The following is a 20,841-nucleotide window of genomic DNA, read 5'->3' as shown; positions in this document are numbered from 1 at the left end:
ACGACGCTCTGATACGATAGGAGTGACCGTAGAGACAATCCTCGGCGAAACAGCATCTAGCAATAATGAGGAGCTCTCGCGTGTCGTCGCGGCAAAGCAAGACGCCGACGGTCGTGTCTTTGTACTCGACCAGGCGCCCCCGCGGATCCTGGTGTTTACCAGGGACGGCCGTTTTGAGCGTCAGGTAGGCCGCCCCGGGAACGGCCCCGGAGAGCTCGGTATCGGTTCCGCAGGACTGCTTACCCAGGACTCCCTTCTGATCGTGCCTGACCTGAACAGAAGTGCGCTTCAGTTCTTCGAGAAGACAGGGCGATTAGCCCGACAGCTTCAAATCGCGCCCGCTGTTGGTGTCACTCTCGGTTGGCAGGCCGCACCGAATCTCGCGGAGGCCTTCCAAGCGGTCCAGTCGGTAAGCGATATGGACACTGCAGGCATAACCCGCGTGGCGATTCTTAGAAGATCTCTAAGCTCGGGCGCTGTCGTCGATACGCCTGTAGCCCGGTCGGCTCGCAGCTCCGTGCGCATTGCCGACGGAATTCCAAACTTTACGCTGTTTACTCCGGAGTTCTCATGGGCGCTGCTACCTGACGGTAGCGTCGTTTATGCGACCGGCGAAGCGTGTCATCTTGAGGTCGCCGCAAAGGGAAGGTCGCTACGACGACTTGAGCGGAGCTGTCAAACACGCCAGACAACACGCAGTGAACGTGACTCAGCTTCGAAGCTATTCGCCGCTGCGCTTCGGCTACAGCGCACGCCAGAGGCACTCGCACAGACTCTGCTGCGTCGCTTGCAGTTTGCACCGGTTCAGCCAGTTATCATTTCATTGCTCACCACTGGTGATACCGTATTCGTTGAACGTGGCGATCAATCGGCTACGACCTTTCTTCGCCAATCGCCGGCAATGCAAGTAAACTTTCGACGATCACGCACATGGGAAGTGATCACGGCGTCCGGAAATGTGCTCGGCGTAGTGCAGTTCCCGGTTGGAATAGTCCCGCTGCACGTGCGTGGGAACAAGGTTCTCGCGTCGAGCATGACGGAGGACGGAGTAGAACAGCTGGTTGTCCTTAAGTTGGCCTATTAGGTCGCAATTGATCGAAGTGCATCATCCGAAGATTACAGGGATCCAATGGCTAGATCTATAGAGAGCGCCCCTCTGGCGCGGCGAGACGAAGCGCAGCAAGCCGTTGATCGAATTGCAGATGACATTTGGAAGCTCATTAGTCCACCGGCTGGAGTCGCCGTGGACAGAGTAGCTGATGTTTCAGTAGGTCGAGGGCTAGCTGGCTTCTTGGTTCTTTACGCGTACCTATCGGAGCGACGAGAAGATTGCCGGGAGCGAGTTTACGTTCTTGCGGACCGTCTGCTCGATGCACTTGCCGAACAAGAAAGTGAGTTCAATCTGTTCGGGGGCTGCATTGGCGTCGGCTGGACGTTCGCACATCTCCAGAACGAATTTCCCTCACTTGGTCTCAATATTGATCTTGCCGAGCTCGACGATCTCGTTGTTCAGGTGCTAGCGGATCGCGCGGACGAGTTGCGCTACGACCTCATTTCCGGACTAGTCGGTCTCGGAGTTTACGGTCTCGAGAGAGGCGTGGCGGGCCGCGCTCGCGATGTCGTTGCATGCGTCGTTAAGTGTTTAGAGGACCGCGCTGAGAAGTCTGGCGAGTGCGTTACGTGGCGCACGCCAGTTGGACACCTCGCACTGGACTCGAGAGCGCTAAATCCGCGGGGGCTGTACGATGTAGGGGTAGCCCATGGAATTCCGGGGATTCTAGCATTCCTCGCATCTGCGAAAGAGTCTGGCGTAATCAGGCGGGGAACTACCACCTTGCTCGCCGAGGCCACACTGAGTCTGCTCCGAATGTGCGAAATCGCCGGCGTCGTTGAGATGCCGTACATCATCAGTGAGACGGAAGCTCCGCGCCTCTCGCGAATGGCGTGGTGCTACGGCTCGCCCGGCGTGTCGACCGCACTTCTGAGAGTGGCAAAGGCGATTGGACGAGAGGACATTCGATCTACTGCAATCGAGATGGCCAATCGGAGTGCGAGTACGCCAACGTCCATATCAGGGGTGAGGGATGCGGGTCTCTGTCATGGTGCAACGGGAGTTGCGCATCTGTTCAATCGCGCCGCGTCCTTTGAGCCGCAATTTATTGCTGGCCGATCCGCCTCACTGAAGTGGCTTGAGCACGCCCTCGCAATGCGGGTGCGGCACGGAGGCATTGGTGGGTTCTTCAGTCTTAAGGCCGAATCTGGTCTAGTAGCATCGCCCGGATTTCTCGAAGGCGCTGCGGGTGTGGCACTTGCATTGGAAGCTGCGGTAAGTCAAAGAGATCCTGCTTGGGATCGCGTGCTGCTTATGTCATCACCGCCGGAGCGCAAAAGTGAATAGCTCGAAAATGAACATAGGTGCAGATCGCGATGGTTCCCGGCAACTGATACGTCACGCCGGCTTTTTCGTCATGCGCGCGCCCCTTCTCCCGCTTGAAGCGCTCCGACGCTATGACTATTGGCGGCATACTGAGAACGTCAACGAGGCAGCCCCATCATTCAGGCCGCGAGAAGACGCGCCATTCGCGATGACGCCAGAATCTCTCACGAGCCTTGAGTCCGAGGCAATATATCTGGCTTCGCCGTCATTACATGAGAGAGCCTCAGTGATTGAGCTAAATGCAGAGCAGTCAACGGCTCATTCGCTCGCATTAACGCTTCAGAAGTATCGAGTTCGGATGGGATCGCGAGCCACTCCATTCGGTCTATTTGCCGCGTGTTCGCTAGGCACGATTGGAATAGATAGCAGCCTGAAGGATTGCTACAGCGATCAGCTTCGTCGAAGAACGAGACTTGATCATGCGGCGCTGGTCGAGATCGCAAATACACTTCTGCTCGACAATGAGGTTGGGCCTCTAATCAAACTCCGCCCGAATACAAGCGTGACAAGAGTCGCTGATTCCTTGCACGTTACGAAGCGAGAGCGAGCCGGTAGGCGCTATCAATACCATTTGATAGTCGTGGACGACAGTGATGCGTTGCAGGAGGCACTTTCGCTTGCGGGGCGGGGCGCTTCGCGTATCGAATGCGTCCGCCATTTTGTCGCGCAGGGGTACAATCCGTCAGAGGCCGAATCGTTTGTCGATGAGCTTATTGAGCAGCAAGTCTTGGTTTCGGAGCTGGAGCCGTCCGTTTGCACTTTCGATGGCTTGGGCACTCTGCGTCTGAAGGTGCAAGAGCGGGCTCCGAAGTCGAAAGTGTGTATCGCACTTGGCGAGATGCATCAAATGCTTCTGCAGTTCGATGCGAGTGTTGGCGTGCGACCTCCGGCGACATATGAAGTGCTTGCTGAACGAGTACGTGATCTCGCAAAGCGAGATCTTGGAAGCGGAGTATTCCAGGTTGATAGCTTTCGCTCGGCGTCTCTGACGCTTTCAGATCGGCTTGCTGAGGCGATCCTGGACGGTGCCGCGCTTCTCCGAAGGCTGAGTGTCTCCGAGAATGTGCTTGAGGCGTTTCGTGATGCCTTTCGACTGCGATACGAGCAACGCGAAGTTCCGCTACTTGAGGCATTGGATCCTGAAGTCGGCTTGGATTTTTCGAGCATCGGCGCGGGGGGATCGCATAGTAGCCAACGCCGTGCTCGGACGCTGTCGGAACGAGACGCCGTACTTCACCGACTAATTCTCGACGCCAAAGTGAGCGCAACCAATGTCGTAGACTTGAACGAAGCAGCAATCGAAGCGCTCGCCGCGACAAGTCATCCGTCGGCGTTCCCTCCGAGCTTCATTATCAACGTGAGTTTGCTGGGCGCCGCTAGTGTGAACGACTCGGAGTGGAAGATCGTGTGGAATGGTGGTGGCGGCGCAAGTGCAGCGTCTATGATCGGGAGATTCTGTGATCTGGATGGAGAACTTCATTCGTCCGTGAGGGATCTACTGGCCGAGGAAGAGCGCGCCAACCCGACGTGTATCGAGGCCGAGATCGTGCATCTGCCTCAGGACCGCATTGGGAACGTCATGACGAGGCCCTCCCTTCGCGAGTTCGAGATCGAGTATCTCGGTAGATCGGAGGCCCCGCGTGATCGCGTACTGACCCCCGACGATCTCGTTCTTTACGTTCGGGACGGGCGGCTTCGCCTTCGCTCTCGTCGTCTGAACCGCGAGGTACTACCGCGCCTGTCCTGCGCGCACAATTTCATGCATGAGACGAACCTCCCAGTTTATCAACTGCTTTGTCTCTTGCAGCGACAAGGTGTTCAGTCGACGCTGCGCTGGGACTGGGGGGCTTTCGCCAGTAGCTCGTGGCTGCCGCGCGTTCAACACGGCCAGCTAGTGCTCGCGCGAGCCAGGTGGATCGTACGGCACGAGGAGGTGATTGGTTCCGGTGCGTACGCTTCTTCGAATTTGGTCGAGCTCGTTCGACTCTGGCGGACCACTCAGAACATTCCGAGGTTCGTCAACATCGTTGACGGAGATCTTGAGCTTCTCTGCGACTTGGAATCGAAGGCCGGTGTCCATTTGTTCATTACTGAATTGCGTTCAAGCTCCGTGCTGACATTGATGGAGTGGTTGGCTGAAGGGCCTACTGACGTGCCGCTGACTGGAGACGGTCACTACGCGAGCGAGATAGTCCTACCGGTGCTCTTCTCAGGTGAGGCAGCATCTCCTGCTTCGTTCGTGTCGCATGACATACCCGGGTCGCGCGCTCCGTCGAGACGTTCCACGGAGGAGCAGTCCGGAAGCGGAGTGGCGCGACGACTTCCTCCCGGGGGGGATTGGTTGTACCTCAAGCTTTACTGCGGAGCCGGTCGGTTTGAGCGCGTTCTCGAGTCTTTTGAGCAGCGAGTCATCCGGTCGCTCAATGAAACAGGCGCACTATCGTGCTGGTTCTTTCTGCGATATGCAGATCCAGACAGTCACCTCCGAATTCGACTGGCTCGATCAGAGCGCGCGTCCGCGGCAGATCTGTTTGCCGCGGCATCGCAGTGGAGTCTAGAACGTGTGAAGAACGGAGATCCCTTGCGCGTGCAGATCGACACGTACGAGCGGGAGATTGAGCGATACGGAGGGCCCGAGGCGATGCTATTGGCTGAGCAGCTTTTCTGCGTAGACAGCGAGTTCATTGTAAAATTTGTGCGAGCGCAGTCAATTGGGCGTGGAGGGGAGTACCCTGCGCTAGCCGGCGTGCTCACGATAGACACAATGCTCGACGCGTTCGCTATGACAGTAGATGATCGACGAGATCTATTGGCGCCCGTCGGAATGTCTCACAATCAGCGTCGGACGCTCGAAGGAAAGCATCGGGCATATCGTACTGTGGTCAGCCGGAGCCTTACCAATCGAAATTGTGAGACGCGCAAAAACGTGCAAGCTGCGCTTGGCGAATTTCGTACCCAACTCATTCCGATTGCCTCACAGTTGCGACAGTTGTTGCACCAGAGTCGCATTAGTGTTTCGTGGGCGTCACTTCTGCGCTCATTTATTCACATGCACATAAATCGGCTATATGCGACCGAGCATTCCACCGTTGAGCAAGAAGTATGCTTTCTGCTTTGGCGTGAATATGCAACTAGGATTTGGCGGAGAGAGGCCAATAGCGAAGTGGAAGGGCCAACCTAAGACACTGGAGAATGGATGATGATCGAAAAGAGCGAGCGGAGACTGAAGCTGTCGCACCAAACGCTGCGAAGGCTAGATCGCGACGCGCTTCGTCAGGTAAACGGCGGAATCACAATCTTAGTGACTGCGCTCGAGTGTACCCAGCATACATGCCAGAGCGACTGCGTCACCGAGTGCCGTGGGCAGGGTTTCACGTGCGGTCGAACGTGTACGTTGGAAGAGTGAAGGCGGTCTGACGTGGTAGTGTAGGTTCGTATGCCTCTCTCCGCTGCTGTTAGTTCTCTACGTAAGACGTCGCGTTCCCGCCAACGCATCCGGATCCCCCTTCTGATAGAGGTGGTGTTGCGCTCTTGCCAGAGCCTTTCGATTATTGATGAACAAGAAGATGGTTCTGCCAAGAGTCGCTGGTGTGCTCTTAACGTACGCACACTGCCAATAAATTCACGCCAGGGATCCGGCTGCCGCATCACTCTGAATATCGCGGTACGGCAGAGGCTCGCTATGCGCCCTTAACTGACGGAGTTGCAAGACGGATTTGGATGCGCACGCTTAGCTTGGAGCAGATCGCATAGGTGTTCCGGCAAGCGCCGAGCAGCACGTAAATCCTAGATAATGGCCGCTTGTCCGGGCACGAGTTGGGTCCAACCCATTCATTGAGCAGGCGAGCACAGGAGTCTCCTTGCTTCCGGTAGAGCTTGTAGTGACGCTCACCCCGTCGACTGCCTTGATCCTAGACTCGGTAAGAATTTCCTTCAGCTCGGTGCCTTCGCGACCTATACGTTGCAGTCCCGTCCCCCGCCATAAATTGGGGCGGCGCAACTAGCGCTTTGGGACCGACGCCACACAACGCCTCCGCGGTGGGTTCGACGGCGCCGTTCCCTCTCACCTCATCCGCGGCGTGAGCACGTTTTGTTCACCGATAACCTTCATGCCCCTCGCTCTTCCACACGCGCGACTTCGGCGCTGGCTGCTGGCAACTGACGCGACGGGCCCTCGCGGCTTTGAGGGCTTAATGCAGGCGACGCTCCAGGCGCTGACGGGGGTACCGCTCCGCTTGGCGCAATCAGGCGCGCAGTTCGGACGCGATGCGAGTTCGGCCCTGAGTGCTGGCTTCGGGATTGCGATGGAGGCCAAACGGTACGACCGCGCGCCGAGCCTGCAAGTGGTAGCTGGCAAGGCAATCCTGGGCGGCCATGCTTTGAGCGGTTCCGTTGATCTTTGGGTACTCGGCGCCACAGCCGAAATCGGCGATGACGTGGTTCGGAAGACGGAAGAGGTGCTTGAGCAACGGGGCATCAGCTTGCTGGTCCTTGATTGGAGTGAGCAGGCCGTGCCTCGGCTGGCGGCCTTGCTCGCCATCGTGCCCGAGGCCACCTGCGCGTGGTGGGAGACGGCGCAGCCGATTACGCTTGTGGCAGATGTGGCCGCGGTGTTAGCCGACATTCGCGCCCATCCAGCTTTCTCGTCAGTCGCCGCGCGCATCCAAGCCGAATGCGCTGAGCCGCTCATGGGGCTGGGCACGCTGCGCCGCTCCGCCGACGCCTGGCTGCGCGCGCGTCTTGTCTCTGCTCGCGCCTCCAAGCGGAGCTTCGGGCAAGTGGTCGCCGTGTCACCCGAAGGTCCGTCCCTCGTCGGCCGCCCAGCGCTGCAGCAACACCTCGAGAATGCTGTCGCACACGCGGCGGCCGCCGGCGTTGCCGCCCAGAACCTCACCGCTGTTGGCGGCGGCATCGACACCAGCACGGACACGTCGCCGACGGTGGTCGTCATCGTGGGTGATGAGGGGACGGGGAAGTCGTGGCTCATGTTGCGTTGGTGGGCGCAGCAAGAGACGGCCCCCATCCTGATTTTCATCGCTGGCCGCCGCGCCCATGTCGTCGCCGAGGTGGGGCCGGCGCATCCCCTTCGCGCACTGGCGCGCCTGCTGGCGGAACAGGAAGCGCGCGACGATCCGACGCGCATCGAGCAGTGGTATCGGCGGCTCCATCGGTGGGCGACGCGCGGGCCGTCGCCGGTGCCGCGCTTCCTCATCGTGTTGGATGGGCTTAACGAACATCCGTTCGTGCCGTGGGCCGATCTCGTTCCCGCCTATGCGGATGCGGCACGCGCGCTCGGCGGCGTGCTTGTCGTCACGGCGCGGCCGACGTACTGGGCGGACGTGCGGCGGCGACTGGGTGACGACATTACCGTGCATGAGGTCGAGGTGCCCGAGTTCACGGACACGGAGCTCGACGAGCTGTTGGCGAACGCCCGCGTGGACCGGGAGCAGATCTCCGGTCCGTTGCGCGCCTTCCTGCGCACGCCGCGCGTCGCGGCTGTGGCCCTCCGACTCCTCGACCGTTTGGCGCTTGATCCTTCGGAGCTCACCCGGGAACGGCTCCTCCTCGAGTACTGGCAGCAGCGCGAGCACGAGCGCGGCGGGTTGCTGGCCCATAGCGACGCCGACTTCGCGGACTTGCTCGCCTCCCATGCGAGGGCGTGGCGCACTGACGCGGTGCCCTTCTCGTTAGATGCGTGGGCGACACACAGCGGCTTAGCGGCGCGCGCGGGCATCGAGCGGGTACGCGACGATGTGTTTGAGATTGCGGAAGGGCGGTTCTTGGTCCCGGATCTCGAACGGCGGAACGCGTATCGATTCCGCGCGGATGCGTTACCCTTCGCCCTGGGGTTGCTGCTGATGCGCGACGTGCGTGAGGCGGCCGCCGCGCCGAGTGCGTCCGCCGCTTCCCTCGACGAAGCTATCGACACGGCACTCGCGCCTATCCACGGGTTTGATGAGGTTGGTGACATCCTGGCGGCGGCTATCGGACTTGCCTGTCTCGAGCGCGGGTATCCGACGAGCGCCCGACGCGCACTCGTGCGGGCGTGGCCGACGCTGCAGAATACCGGCCGGGCCGCCATCGGCATGCTGGCCTCGTACGTCCCGGTTGATCCAGACCACTTTTGGGACGTGCTCGAGGACGAGACTTCGACCGACCGGTGGACCCTGTCGGATCGGCACGCACTTCTCCGCGCAATACTCGCCGTGCAGGACTCCCCGCGCGTCCGTGCGGCAATCGACGCCCGCGTGCCGCAGTGGCTCGCGCGGTGGTCGGACGTGAGCGCGTGGGGAGAGGTACCGCGCGGGACCACACTGCTCACGATGAGCGAACGGGTGCACGTGACGACGCGGACTGTCCCCGTCCATGCTGCCGATGCGGCGTTTCTTCACCGCGCAGCAGTCATGCTGCTTTCCCATCGTCCGTTGGCGCCGCTCGCCCCAGCCTTTGTGAGTTGGGCCCTCGCCGACCTGGTGGGCGCGGATCGCTATAGCGCCGTGGACGACGTGCGGTGGTTACTGCTGCTCAACGAATGCGATCCCGCAGCCTGTGCGGTCGCCATTGTCAACGAGATCCGAGCAGTCATCTCCGACGACACCCGCGCGTCCGAACCCGTGCGCCGCGTGTTTACGTGGCTGCTTCGCACGCTCAGCGACGCGACCAGCACCCAGTGGGCCGAGCGAATCGACCCCGATGCGGAGCGCCGACTGGCGCGCTCCGCCGCGCGCGCCACCAATGCAGATCCGATGGACCCGCACGCCGAGGCAGGTCTGGGCGTGGAAGAGCTCGCGGAAGAGATCGCGCGGCTGCCAGAGCGCGATCTGTGGGCGTATGGTCAAGTCACGCAGGAGGACCAGCGGCTTGAGGATGCCGTGCCGGTGCTCGCGCGATTCGCGCCCGACCGGCTCGTCGATGTGCTGCGCGCGATCCTGCGCAGCGCTCGGGACCGCGATGGCACTGGCTTGTACTATCTCGCCTTCCAGCTCCCGTGGCTGGCCCCGCTCATCGACGCTGTGACGGCCGCCGCGCTGCGGGACACGCTCCAGCAACTGCACGCAGGCGCCGTTCACTTCGAGGGCGACGCTGACGGCCGCAGTCGCAACTTTGTGCTCGCGCAGTTCACCAGCGTGGGAATGCTCCACCAGGAAGGGGGCGAACAACTGGCGCTGTTGCACGCACTTCCGGACAACTTTCCGCTCTTTACGGCGTTGTTGTCCTTTTCGCAGCCGCTGCCCTCCGCGGTCCTCGACCACTTTCTGCAGCATGGCTCCGCGGCACACCGACGATGGACGCTCTTCGCGGCGGGCGCTCGCCCATTCGTCGTGAGCCCCGTGAGCCGCGCGCGTCTCGTCGCCGATCTCGCGGCCGATGATGTTGAGACCGTGGCGATGGCTGCACATGCGAGCCGTGCCGCTGCCGATCCGGCCGTCGATGCGGCGTTGCTGCAGCGTGCTGCGGACCCACACGGGCTAATCTATCGCCACCCCAATGATGACCGTCTCATCAACGCCGTCGCCGCGGCCGTGCATCGCAATCCGACCGTCAACACGCTCGCGCTGCTCCGTGTCGACGTGCTGCCGATGGCGTCGTATGCGTTCGGGGCACCTGGCGTGTCGGCGTTCGACTGCGCCATGCATGCGCTCCTCGCGCGCCATAGTCCAACCTCTACCGACGCCGCCGCAGTGCACAGCGGCGTGATCATCGGCGGCGGCGTCTCGGATTGGCAGGATGCGGAACGTCGACTCCTCGAGTTCCCGCGGGCGACGGCGCTCGGCGGATTTGTGCAGCGGCACCCGGAGACGGTTCGAGCGTGGTGTAAGGCCATGATGGAGGAGGGATCCACGCTTGCGTGGATGCACTTGGCGCCCTTCGTCGCGACACTGGCGGGCGCCCTCGCGCCGATGGAGCCAGCGCTTGCGGTGGCGCTGCTCACGCGTGCGCTGGGCGAGCAGCCGCTCCGGCGAGTAACCATCGACGGGGTTGACGTTACGTTGCGCGCATGCTTCGCAGAGGCGCCCGCGCTCCGTGCGTTGCAGAACTCTTTATTCGTTCGCTGCATGACCGATGCGGAGCTGGAAGAGGTACTCCGCGCCGCCGAGGCGGCCGGCGCGGACCAGCAACTGGACGACCTCTGCGACGCATGGCTCGCCGCTGGGACACCGGTCGCCATCGCGCGCGCACTGACGATCACCGGCCTGCGCGCGCAGGACGCGAACGAGCATGACCCGCTCGCCCGCGTCTGGGGCGGTCTCCTTGGAGAAGTGGCGCGGGCCGCGCAAAGCGCGCGCGAGTGCAATCGTCGGATGGTGACGTGGCTCGAGCGATCCAGTGCGGCGGCGTCGTCGGTGGATGTCTGGCGCTACGCCACGTTAGGGGAGCGCTTAGCCGACTCGCGTGTGCGCGATGTATGGCGCGGACTCGACGCATCGCGGTCGTTGACGTTCGACCAGTTTGCTCCGGACATTTACGAGCGCTTTCTCACCCGGGCCAAGCGTCGTACCGAGGAGCGTCGAAGCACTCTTTTCGGGTTGCCGGCGCCTGCCGAGGACCTTCGCCGCGCGCTGCGCGGATAGCGCGGGCGCACGACCGCGACTCGAACAAGCAGCATCGTGCGCGAGGGCGCGATCAACAGCGCGACGCTCCATAGCGGATCGCGGGCGCTGCGCGAGCACCGGTGCCGGCCGTAGGACACGACGTCACACGCCGCCGAGCGCGCGTGCAGCTGAGGGCACGTCGTGCCCTCAAATCCTATGAATGGCGACATACATGCGGTACGGGGCATTCCGAGCCACAGGATGTCTCGCGAGTGTTCCGTAACGTCGAGAATGGCCGCTGTCAACACGGTATCGAGCAGGAAGTACGTACCCATAGCAGGTACGCTCATTGCGGAGGCAAGGTGCCCCGGCGCATGCGCAAGGGCGAACAGTGCGGCTAGCACGACCGCAGCAAGCCGACCGTCCCATCTCCACCGAAGCTGGACTAGCAAGGATGCGAGCGCGGCGCCCTCGAAAAGCCCGACCGCGAACGACGACAATCGCGCATCCGCTCTTGCCCTCACGAGCACAGCAGGCAAGCGCGCCAGTTCACCGCGCATGCCGAGGAAGATCACGACGGTAAAGAGCGCTGCGGTCGATCCGACGCTCAGCTTGAGCCACCGGCGATCCTGCTCTGAGGGCTAGCGATACAAGGAGAACGGCACATCCGCCGTCACGTCGACGTGACGGCGGCGGACGCAGCTTGTCGACCTCAAGATGCCCGGCGCGCTCGAGGCGCTCGACGACATCCCGCGGTCGGTCGACGGTGGCCAGCTCGCCGCTGGCTAGGCGATCCACAGCCTACCGGTGCCGCGCGCCTTGGCCGCTTCGCGCCGCCGTTCAGGCACGAGGCGCCCTGCACCGTGCCTCGCGTCGGGTGGCGAAGTATCACCGGCAGCCGGCGCCCACATGGCCTAGACTGCCACTATGCCTCCTCTGAATAGCCCCTCTGCCGCCGCGCGCGGCTTCTATCTCGGCGTGTTCTTCGGCCGGGCCGGACGTACTGCCTCTCGCTGGACAAGGTTTGAGAGTGAGCTCATCGCGTTGGCCCGGTCGCTCCACGCCACAATTGCATATCAGGGTCCCGGGGGCGCCCCGTGCTTCGAACGAACTGTCATCCTCGCCACGGTGTCGGCGGGCGCCATTGACCGACTGGAGAGCTTCGTTGCTGCGCATCGCCCTCTCGGTTCTGACTCAGACGAGCAGCACACGAGCTCCGCCGAGTGGCCGCCGGTGGTCGCGCTCGCCATGAGCGAAGAGCAGTTCGCCCGCGCAGTGTCGTGCGGCGGGGCGTTCCCGATTCACGTGGAACCTGTCTTGATCGCAGACTTTTCAGCGCTACTTGACGCACGACGCGCAGCTGCCGAGGCTCAGCGGACTCCGACAACCCCTTAGCCGCGATGTGGTGGTCAAACCATGACTTGTAGTTCCGTCGCTTCCATCAACAGTCGTGAACCGATGGTCCGCTCATTCGGAATGCACTTGACGGCGACCCGCGCCACCCCGGATCTGTATTCGAGTGACCCACTCCACAGCACGAGCAGCCGTCTCGGACATTCGCGCAAAGGAGATTGCTACGACGCAGGTGCGGCAGACTGGACTCATCGCAAGAGGCATTGCCTCCTCCAATGCCACAGATTCTACGCAGGCCTCCGGGCCTCACGGAATCGCTCGAAGGACGATAGGCATCTCCTCGACCTCTTCGGGGTCGGTCACCTGTATCTCAATGCCATGGCCCTGAGTCGGCACGGACACGAGCGCCAGCAGGATATCGTTGCGGACCATGAGCTGCGCGAAGCGTTCGGGCTTTACGATGACGGTGACGTCCGCATCTTCCACCCGTTGCCCATGGGCAGCGAGCCTAAGCGGCTGCTTTACCTCCGGCCGGAGCACTCCAATGGCCGAGATGTTGACGAGCGCCTGCGACGCGAACGGAGACAGCGCAAGGGCGACGAAGGGTACCTGGTTTGGGCCAGAGAAGTAGGGCAGGCGCCCCGCCGCCTCCTCGGCGAGATCGCGTAGGCGATACAGGCATCGCTTCGGCGCACGCGAGGCGGAGGGAATGCGGTGATGTAGAACATCGTCAGAGAATCGGGCCCAAACCTGCTCTGCCGCGAGCGTGACATGCCGCTGGTAGTCCGCCCTGAGCGCCTCGACGCTGGTCTTCCACGTCAGCAGTGGATCCGCCCTATCAGGAGACAAGGACGGCGTCGGGGCAGCCTCCATCCCCTCATATTGGGGAGAAATCCCCGAACTACTCGGAGCTGAGTCGGCCCTGTCCACCTGCAGGGAGCCTCGAAGCGGATGCGAAGTGATCACGTGACTAACTCAGTGGGAGAGGGGGGGACTTGCCTTGGCTGGTAGCCTAATAGCCTTGCGCACCTTCGCCTTCCCGCATGATGTCGCGGGAGTCGTGAACTGCCCTCTCGGTGCAGCGGGCTAGCGAAACTCGAGGTCCGAAGGCCCCTCGCCGCCATCGATGGCCGACGTCGCCAACGGCCTGACAGCGGACCACCGGGAAGTCCTAGGTCCGCCGCCGGGGTAGAGTCGCAAGCAAACCGCGTCAAGTACGACTGTCGGGCACGTTTGTCGACCTCAGATATGACTCTCCATTGGGTACGTCATATGCGACGGTCCACTCGGCTCCGGCCCGAGCGCCTCCGAGGTGGCGCTCTAGGAGAGCACGAAGACCGCCGTGACAGAAGAAACCGGCGCCGTCGGGACTGCAAGAGCTTCGGCGGGCGAGCTCGAAGCCCCCGTGCGGCCTCGGGACTAACCAGCTTCGGGTTCGGGGGGCGGCCTGAGACGGACGCGCTGGTGCGCTTGTCCAGCTGAATCGGTGTGCAGGGCCGGTTACAAAATGTCAGGCCTTTCAGACCGCGAATCGGCGGCCAGTTTTCTACCGGATCGTCTCGCTGATGCCATCAATGAAAAAAACGCCGTAAGAGCGGAGGGGCGATGGAGGCGCTGCTGGTGACGTATGAACAAAAAATACTGGGCCATCCTCTGCCGATTGGTTCAAGTACGTGTAGCGCGTTCCGTGGGCTGAGCTCTAGGAGTCCTCATACGCGCGACGTACAGATGCAGCAGCAACGGATGTGCGAGATCGTAGCTCGATTCAAACGATCACGTGGACGTGATCACGTTGAGAAAGTCGTACGCCGGATGAGGACCACCAGATGAATACGACTGGCTCAAGAACCGCCTTCAATAGCCCCCTTGCGAGGAACGATTGATCTCGTCGACGGCGCCGTGCCGAGCTTAGTGGGTGACCGGGGTGTCGGAACAACGCAGGTCGGCTCCGTGAGCACGGCTGCCTCAACACCGCCGCACCATTCGCTCGATTCCGGTAGGGGCCCGGGTTTCTTCTGGGCGAGGCGGCACGTGCCTGCCAGAGTGTACTGTAACACGACTGGCCGTGTAAAAACCACAGTGGTACAGTTCAAAAATCATGTATATCAATCTTTTAGCGAGTACTGTAACAAAATGTATTGCCGATGGCGTGCGCACGGTACATACTACGACATGCCTGATCCTGTCGAAGTCATCGTCAATCTTGCGCGTCTCGGCCTGCGAGGCGACCCCGAGGGGGTTCGTCTGTACGTGCGACGCCTGCTCCGTCATATCGCCCAAGCGGAGGACCAAGTTGACCTTCGCGTCCAGCTCGGGCGGCTCCTTGTCGCCCCCGAGGTCGCGGGGGGCGGCCTGCGGAGCGCTATCCGGTCGCCTGTCGATCCATCGACCTTTCAATCGTTGCTGCGCGTCGAAGACGTGGGTACCGCAGAGATGCCGGTGCTCGAGCCTGAGGTACAGCGTGCACTGCTACACGTCGTCCATGAGCACCGAGAGCGCGAACAACTCGTGCGGGCAGGACTAGAGCCGACGCGCTCTGTCTTGCTTGTCGGCCCTCCTGGTGTAGGGAAGACAATGAGTGCCCGATTCCTTGCGCGCGAACTCGGGCTCCCGCTCCTAACACTCGATTTGGCCGCCGTCATGTCGAGCTACCTCGGAAAGACCGGACAGAACCTGCGCGCCGTATTAGATCATGCACGTGCACAACCCTGCGTACTCTTCCTCGACGAATTCGACGCGCTCGCGAAGCGTCGTGACGATCCGAGTGACATCGGTGAGCTCAAGCGCATCGTGAACGTCCTCCTACTCGAAATTGAGCAGTGGCCATCACATGGCTTGTTGCTCGCCGCGACTAACCATCCTGAGATCCTTGACCGCGCCGTCGAGCGCCGTTTCGGCCGCGTCGTCGCGCTCCCGGTCCCGTCGGAAGCGACGCGCCGGGCGCTCGTGCTCTCGGTATTTCCTTCGGCCGCCGTGCCCAGCGGCGCTCCGGCACGGAACGATGACCTCGTGGGGGGAGCACCTATCACGGTGCAGCCCACTCCCCAGTCCGAATCCGCCGCGCGACGGCACCCATCCCGCTCGCTCGTGGACGCGCTGGCGGTGGAGTTGACCGTCGCGCTTTTGGACGGACAGTCATCCTCTGCCATTGTGCGGTATCTCACGGAGGTCCGTCGCGAGGCCATTCTCAGCGGCGCGGATCCGCACTCCGTCTTATTGCGACGCGCCCAAGCGCGCCTCAAACACCCGCAGGCGCGCACGACGACACGCGCGGAGGTGCCCGGTGTCGGCGCCGGGCGAATGGCGGGGGAGGCGGACCGGCACATCCACGAGGCGGCCCTTTACGCCCGCCAGCGCACCGGCGTCGCGCTGGTGCGGGAGCACGGGCAATCATATCGTGCCGCCGCGAAGGCCGTTGGGCTCTCCCATATGACGGTCGCCCGTGCGGTCCAAGCGTTCCGTGACGGCGAGCCCGCCACCGCGCCTGCCGACGCGTCGAACGTCATCGACAGGGCTGATGTGGCCGATGACACCGATGACAGCGGCACGAGCAACGCGAGTGTGCGGCGCGCACGCGCCGCGAACAAACGGCCCGCGTCGGGCAGAACGAACCAGAATAAGCGACGCGCATCCGCAGTGGAAAAGGATCAGGTACCGGATCAGACACGGACTCGCAGGCCGCGCCAGCCCCGCGCTCAGTGAGTGCGATGGAACGATCCCACAGAATGACGTAAGCGCAGCTTCTCCACCGTCGTCGATAGGACCCGACGGCATAGGGCACGGCGAACGGGCGCACGAGTTCGAGATTCGGGTCAGGAATTGACGGGACAACCCTTACTGGGAGATGTAAATGCCGGACAACGTGGCGCGCCCTTTTCTCGTCGGCGGCGAGCTGATGGCGGAGAAGATCACGAATGCCAAGCGCCGCCACTTTAAGGCGCATCGGTTCACCTACGCGGAGGTGAAGGCGCGGCTCTCGCCACAGATCGCCACGCTGCGTGCACAGGCTGCGCGTGCCCCGTTCCGCACGGCGGAGTTTGTGTTTGCGGCGACGCTCTGGCCGGAGTACCTGGCCGCAAGCTACTTCCCCGGACGCGTGCTGGACGAGGCGGGCCTTGCACTGCTCGGGAGTCAGCCGGCACGGAGGGAACGCGTTACGCCGAAGAAGGGCGCGCAGGACAGCATGACGAAGACACTCTTTCTCGCGGGCACCGATGAGGATCTCCGCCGCCTCGAACTGCTCGTGCAGCGCGCCGCGCCGCCTGAGGACGCGGACGACGCGCTGTGGGATGACCTGCGTACCATTGCCGACCTCGTGACGCCAGGTGTCGAAGACGTTCTGAAGCCCTTGCGCACGAAGCCCACGTTCTTCGGGGCCGAAGATGACGTACGCCCAGTGCCGCGGATCGCGGACGACGCTGGCCGCCTCGTGTGGGAGTGCGTGCTGCACCGAACGGCGGACGTCGCGGCCGCCTTGGCACTCTTCGAGCAGCGCGTCCGGGCCGTCGGAGGCATCACAGACGTCGAGCGGCGGCTCGAGGCGAGTGGCCTTGTGTATCTCGCTGCGCGGCTCACGGAGGAGAGCGCACGCGCGGTCGCCGAGCTGAACCCGCTGCGTAGTGTGCGACCACTGCCGCAGATCCGGCCGGTGCTGCCGCCTGCGTTCCGCATGCTAGATCAGACGGCCGTGCAACCGCTGGCTGATGCGACGCCGATCACCGAGCACCGCGTGGCGGTCTTCGATGGTGGCGTCGATCCCACGTGTGCGGTCACCGGTCCGGCGGTGATGTTCAAGGATCTGAGTGGCGAGGCGGTCGATGCGCGCGCACTGGAACACGGCTCGGTTGTGACGAACGCGGTGCTGTTTGGCTATGTGGCCTCCGGCGAACCACTCCGTCGACCAGAGGTTGCGGTCGACCACTATCGCATCTGGCCGCCGCCCGCCGCGCAGGCGGCGGACGCCGATCTGTACTGGGTGCTGCAACAAATCGGCGCAATCGTGCGCAAGGCGGAATACCGCATCGCGGTCATCTGTGTGGCCCCGGATCAGGAAGTTGACGAGCTCACCCCACATCCTTGGACAGCCGTCCTCGACGACCTCGCGCACGAAACGGGGACAGTGTTCGTGGTGGCGGCGGGCAACCGCGGAGACCTAGATCCGGCGACGGGACTGCATCGTGTACAGGTGCCAGCGGACATGGCGAATGCCCTCGGTGTCGGTGCGGCGACGACACGCAGGGGCGAGGCGAAGAAGTGGGATCGCGCGCCGTACAGCTCGTACGGTCCCGGCCGGCCGGGCGGCATCATGCAACCCTTGGTGCTTCAGTTCGGCGGAACGCCGGACGCGCCGTTTATCGGCATCACCACGGCCGGGCGCCGCGTGTCCACCATGGGGACGAGCTTCGCCGCGCCGCTGGTGGCGCACGCACTCGGCGGCGCTCTTGCAGCCGTCGGGTCGACGCGGGGGACGGCGGCGTTCCTGCGCGCCCTGGCGGTACACGCGGCGGAGCGGAATAGGCCACACAAGGCTGCACACCATAGCTTCGGACGCACCCTCGAGCGCTATGACGGCATGTGGAACTGCCCCCCAAACGAAGTCACGCTGCTGTACGCCGATACGCTGCAGCGTCACACGCCGGTCGCCCTGCCACTGCCAGTGCCCGACGGTCTACCCGACGAAACCATGCTCAAGATCCGGTGCACGGCGGCGTTCCAGACGCGCGTGGACCCGGCGGATCCCGTGGACTACAGCCTCTCCGGCATCACCTGGACCTTTCGGCCGCACATGGAGATGTTCACGTTCCGACTGGGTGAAGGGGACGCGCTCGAGGAAGTCGAGGTAGATGTTCGGGATCAGCAGCAGGTCGACGATCTGCTCGCTCAGGGCTACCTCCCTTCATCGGTGCCGAATACTGGCTCGCTCAACGAATTCCGTTCGGAGGCCGAGCGCCGCCGAGATGGCAAGTGGGAGACGGTGTTTCAGGCATGGGCGCAGCCCAGTGCGGTCAACCTGCATGCACCACGACTGGAATTCCGCTATCTCGCTCGCGAAGATGGCGAATTGCTCAAGGGCGCGACGGTGCCTCCACTGCCGTTCGCGATGCTCGTGACCGTGACCGCCCCTCCCGAGGTGCCGCTCTACGAGCTCGTTCGCCAGCAGTTTAGGGTGCTCACCCCGATTCAGCTCGATGCGCGCCTGCAGATCTGACCACCGTGCGGGAGACTCGCTGCGATCATCCGAGGAATTCGGCGCGGCGTTCGACGCAGCGGCCGCGCACATGCTACGCGGTGTAGACGCGCCTGCGGATCGAGCGCACATCGTAGCCCCGTACTCTTCGGTACCCGTCATGCGGCTCACTGTTGATGATGGTGTGGCCTCACTGTACATGATCGCGGTGCACAAGGTTTGGCCGCGTGGCGATGAAGCCGACCGTCCAATCCTCTTGCCGTTCCTTGGGCGCATCTATTGAGAGAGCGAATGAAGCGGCAGGGGATCACGCGGTACGCCGACTTCGTCGGCGGTCTCCTTGGGGCCGGGCGCGGCGATCTAGGGAAGACCGGAGGCGCGGTGGTGCCGAAAACGGCGCCGCAGGAAGGCGGCGCGATGACGCGCTGAGCTACCCGTTGCGGGTATCTTTGATGTCGGCTCCAATCCGGAGTTGCCTGGCGACTCAGGGCTTTTGGCTTTGAGACGTCGACGGGCAACGGCAGAATTTGAGCAACCGTGCGCCGGATCGACGCCGAACTGGCGGCTCCTTAGCACCTGCAGAACTCGCGACCTCCGGATTCGAAACCCGAAAGACCCAGAACGCGCCTTCGCGAAAGATACGTTGTACCAAGGCTCGGAAATGCGACAGTTATGGTTCCGAGCGATCACGGAAAGCGACAGAAATGCTTCCGAATCGGGCACAAAGTATGTTTCCGCGCTAGGCGCCCATAGCGGCGAGTCATAATCGAAAATCCGCTAGCATCATACTCGCAAAAAACGGCGAATCATAAACGAAAAACCCAAGTGCGGAATCGCCGCTGTTGCGCGCGTCGAATTACCTCTGTCGTCGCGGCGGATTCGTAATGCTCGCCGTGTCTAACTTACGTCTATTCAACGGGATGCGAGCTTCAGTTCGCATCCCGTTGGCTCTTGGAGCGCATGATCGCTCGTAGGAAAGGCGTTGATGGCGGAGGATCAGTCCGTGCGGGCTGGTCCGAGTCGGATCGGCAACTGCTGGCGCTCTTCGGCGCCCGCGTACGCCGGTTTCGGAAGGAGAAGGGCTATTCTATTGCGGTTCTGGCCGGCCAGGCCGATCTCGACGCGTCTTACCTAGGAGAGTTGGAACGCGGTCGAAAGAATGTGAGCCTGGTGACCGCCGCTCGGATCGCCGCAGCTCTGGCCGTGCCAGTCAGCGTGCTTCTTACGCCGGAGACTCGACAGCCACCGGGTCAGTGAATAGGCGCGGAGAGAATTGGTTGCGGCGTGACATCGAAGCGGCCGAAGAGAGCCGTCGCCGCGAGCCTGCGCGGCAGCTGTACTTCAGCTCACCGCCACTGGAGAGCTTTTGATGAGTAGCATTGCTTGGAGGAACGAATCCGAGGGCTCTCTTGCCGTTCGACAGGCCGCCAGCGGTAGGAGGGCGGAGCTGCGTCTAGGGCATCATCGGCTTCCGCTAGACGGCTTCCGAGTCATCCGACCCGTGGCAGAGCCTTCTGCTCGGTGGTCCTTAGATGCCTCTATCGCGCCAGACGCCAATGACTGGACGGCTGACGTCGTTACCAATGGATCCTCCTATGGTCCGCCCTCCTTTCACGGAATAGCGGACTCTGGAAGCCAGCTGCGAGCACGGCTGACTTGGTGCGAGCGAAAACAGAGGACCATCAGCGCGACGCTAGAAGAACTCGATGAGTTCGAGCCTTGGGGAGATGGTGAATCGTGTCGGATAGATTGTCAGGCGGTAGAAATTCTTCTTTCATCCGCGCTCCCGGTCTCGCTGCCGGGTAATGCGTCGACAGATGAGTGGGCGGCATCTCCGTGGCGCGGCCGGTACTCCAAGCGTCGTCGATTCGTGATGACACTTGCTGAAAGGCGATTCCGTCTATCTGCCGTCACTCGGCAGTTCTCTGCATCTGTCGGCTCATTTCGCGGCCGCATCGAACTACCGGTCGCCGCGCTCAGGACACGTGTGCTTCGGCCGCCCTTCATTCAGGATCCGAAGTCGTTCCTTGACGAGTTGCGAGAACCGCTCGACGAGGCAGTGGCTCTGCTCAGTCTACTTCAGCGCAGCCCTGTCTCTTGGACGGAGATCAACCTGCACACGCGCGTCGCTGGTACGGACCGGCCCTATTCCGTTCGGTCGTGCTGGCGCTACCGGCAAGAAGAACCCAGCTCTGACCTCGACGACACATGGAAAGCACTGGTTGCTCCGTCGCAAATGGACTTCGGCAACATCTGTTGATGGCGACTGAATATTCGACACTCCTGGCAAGCGAAAACGCGACAGGTCTGCCGGGGTGAGGGGCGGCTCC

General features: G+C 62.5%; 10 protein-coding genes. 9 read left to right on the top strand and 1 reads right to left on the bottom strand.

Annotated elements, in window-relative coordinates:
* Positions 1–22 precede the first annotated feature (22 nt).
* From K2R93_21430 to K2R93_21415, 4 genes are all read left to right on the top strand, one after another.
* Positions 23–1,084 carry a 6-bladed beta-propeller gene (locus tag K2R93_21430; GenBank protein MBY0492411.1) on the top strand — a complete coding sequence of 354 codons (1,062 nt, stop codon included), beginning with the start codon at positions 23–25 and terminating at the stop codon, positions 1,082–1,084.
* Between the two features lie 207 nt (positions 1,085–1,291).
* Complete coding sequence (locus K2R93_21425) at positions 1,292–2,398, top strand: lanthionine synthetase C family protein (GenBank protein ID MBY0492410.1); 1,107 nt, start codon at positions 1,292–1,294, stop codon at positions 2,396–2,398.
* A 70-nt stretch (positions 2,399–2,468) separates the two neighbouring features.
* Entirely contained in the window at positions 2,469–5,618 is a 3,150-nt protein-coding gene (locus K2R93_21420; protein ID MBY0492409.1) for a lantibiotic dehydratase, read from the top strand.
* Between the two features lie 1,012 nt (positions 5,619–6,630).
* On the top strand, positions 6,631–11,010 hold the full coding sequence (locus K2R93_21415) for a hypothetical protein (GenBank protein MBY0492408.1): 4,380 nt from the start codon (positions 6,631–6,633) through the stop codon (positions 11,008–11,010).
* A 1,620-nt stretch (positions 11,011–12,630) separates the two neighbouring features.
* Here the strand turns inward: K2R93_21415 and K2R93_21410 are convergent.
* The gene (locus tag K2R93_21410; protein MBY0492407.1) at positions 12,631–13,197 is read right to left on the bottom strand and encodes a hypothetical protein; all 567 of its coding nucleotides are present in this window, start codon (positions 13,195–13,197) and stop codon (positions 12,631–12,633) included.
* Between the two features lie 1,299 nt (positions 13,198–14,496).
* Between K2R93_21410 and K2R93_21405 the strand changes: the two genes are divergently transcribed.
* From K2R93_21405 to K2R93_21385, 5 genes are all read left to right on the top strand, one after another.
* Complete coding sequence (locus tag K2R93_21405; protein MBY0492406.1) at positions 14,497–16,026, top strand: AAA family ATPase; 1,530 nt, start codon at positions 14,497–14,499, stop codon at positions 16,024–16,026.
* A 337-nt stretch (positions 16,027–16,363) separates the two neighbouring features.
* On the top strand, positions 16,364–18,532 hold the full coding sequence (locus K2R93_21400) for a S8 family serine peptidase (protein ID MBY0492405.1): 2,169 nt from the start codon (positions 16,364–16,366) through the stop codon (positions 18,530–18,532).
* A gap of 270 nt (positions 18,533–18,802) precedes the next feature.
* On the top strand, positions 18,803–18,940 hold the full coding sequence (locus tag K2R93_21395; GenBank protein ID MBY0492404.1) for a hypothetical protein: 138 nt from the start codon (positions 18,803–18,805) through the stop codon (positions 18,938–18,940).
* 531 nt (positions 18,941–19,471) lie between these two features.
* The gene (locus K2R93_21390) at positions 19,472–19,768 is read left to right on the top strand and encodes a helix-turn-helix domain-containing protein (GenBank protein MBY0492403.1); all 297 of its coding nucleotides are present in this window, start codon (positions 19,472–19,474) and stop codon (positions 19,766–19,768) included.
* 616 nt (positions 19,769–20,384) lie between these two features.
* Positions 20,385–20,771 (top strand): hypothetical protein, encoded by a 387-nt coding sequence (locus tag K2R93_21385; GenBank protein ID MBY0492402.1) that lies wholly within the window; start codon positions 20,385–20,387, stop codon positions 20,769–20,771.
* The last annotated feature ends 70 nt before the right edge of the window (positions 20,772–20,841 follow it).

The organism is Gemmatimonadaceae bacterium (genome assembly GCA_019752115.1).
Taxonomy (GTDB): Bacteria; Gemmatimonadota; Gemmatimonadetes; order Gemmatimonadales; family Gemmatimonadaceae; genus Gemmatimonas.
This window is presented reverse-complemented; position numbering and strand designations above follow the sequence as displayed.

Bases quoted from the DNA above. Each gene is read 5' to 3' on its own strand.
- K2R93_21395 (MBY0492404.1), top strand. From the start codon at position 18,803: ATGAAGCGGCAGGGGATCACGCGGTACGCCGACTTCGTCGGCGGTCTC.
- K2R93_21390 (MBY0492403.1), top strand. From the start codon at position 19,472: ATGATCGCTCGTAGGAAAGGCGTTGATGGCGGAGGATCAGTCCGTGCG.
- K2R93_21385 (MBY0492402.1), top strand. From the start codon at position 20,385: ATGACACTTGCTGAAAGGCGATTCCGTCTATCTGCCGTCACTCGGCAG.
- K2R93_21410 (MBY0492407.1), bottom strand. From the start codon at position 13,197: ATGGAGGCTGCCCCGACGCCGTCCTTGTCTCCTGATAGGGCGGATCCA.
- K2R93_21405 (MBY0492406.1), top strand. From the start codon at position 14,497: ATGCCTGATCCTGTCGAAGTCATCGTCAATCTTGCGCGTCTCGGCCTG.
- K2R93_21415 (MBY0492408.1), top strand. From the start codon at position 6,631: ATGCAGGCGACGCTCCAGGCGCTGACGGGGGTACCGCTCCGCTTGGCG.
- K2R93_21420 (MBY0492409.1), top strand. From the start codon at position 2,469: ATGCGCGCGCCCCTTCTCCCGCTTGAAGCGCTCCGACGCTATGACTAT.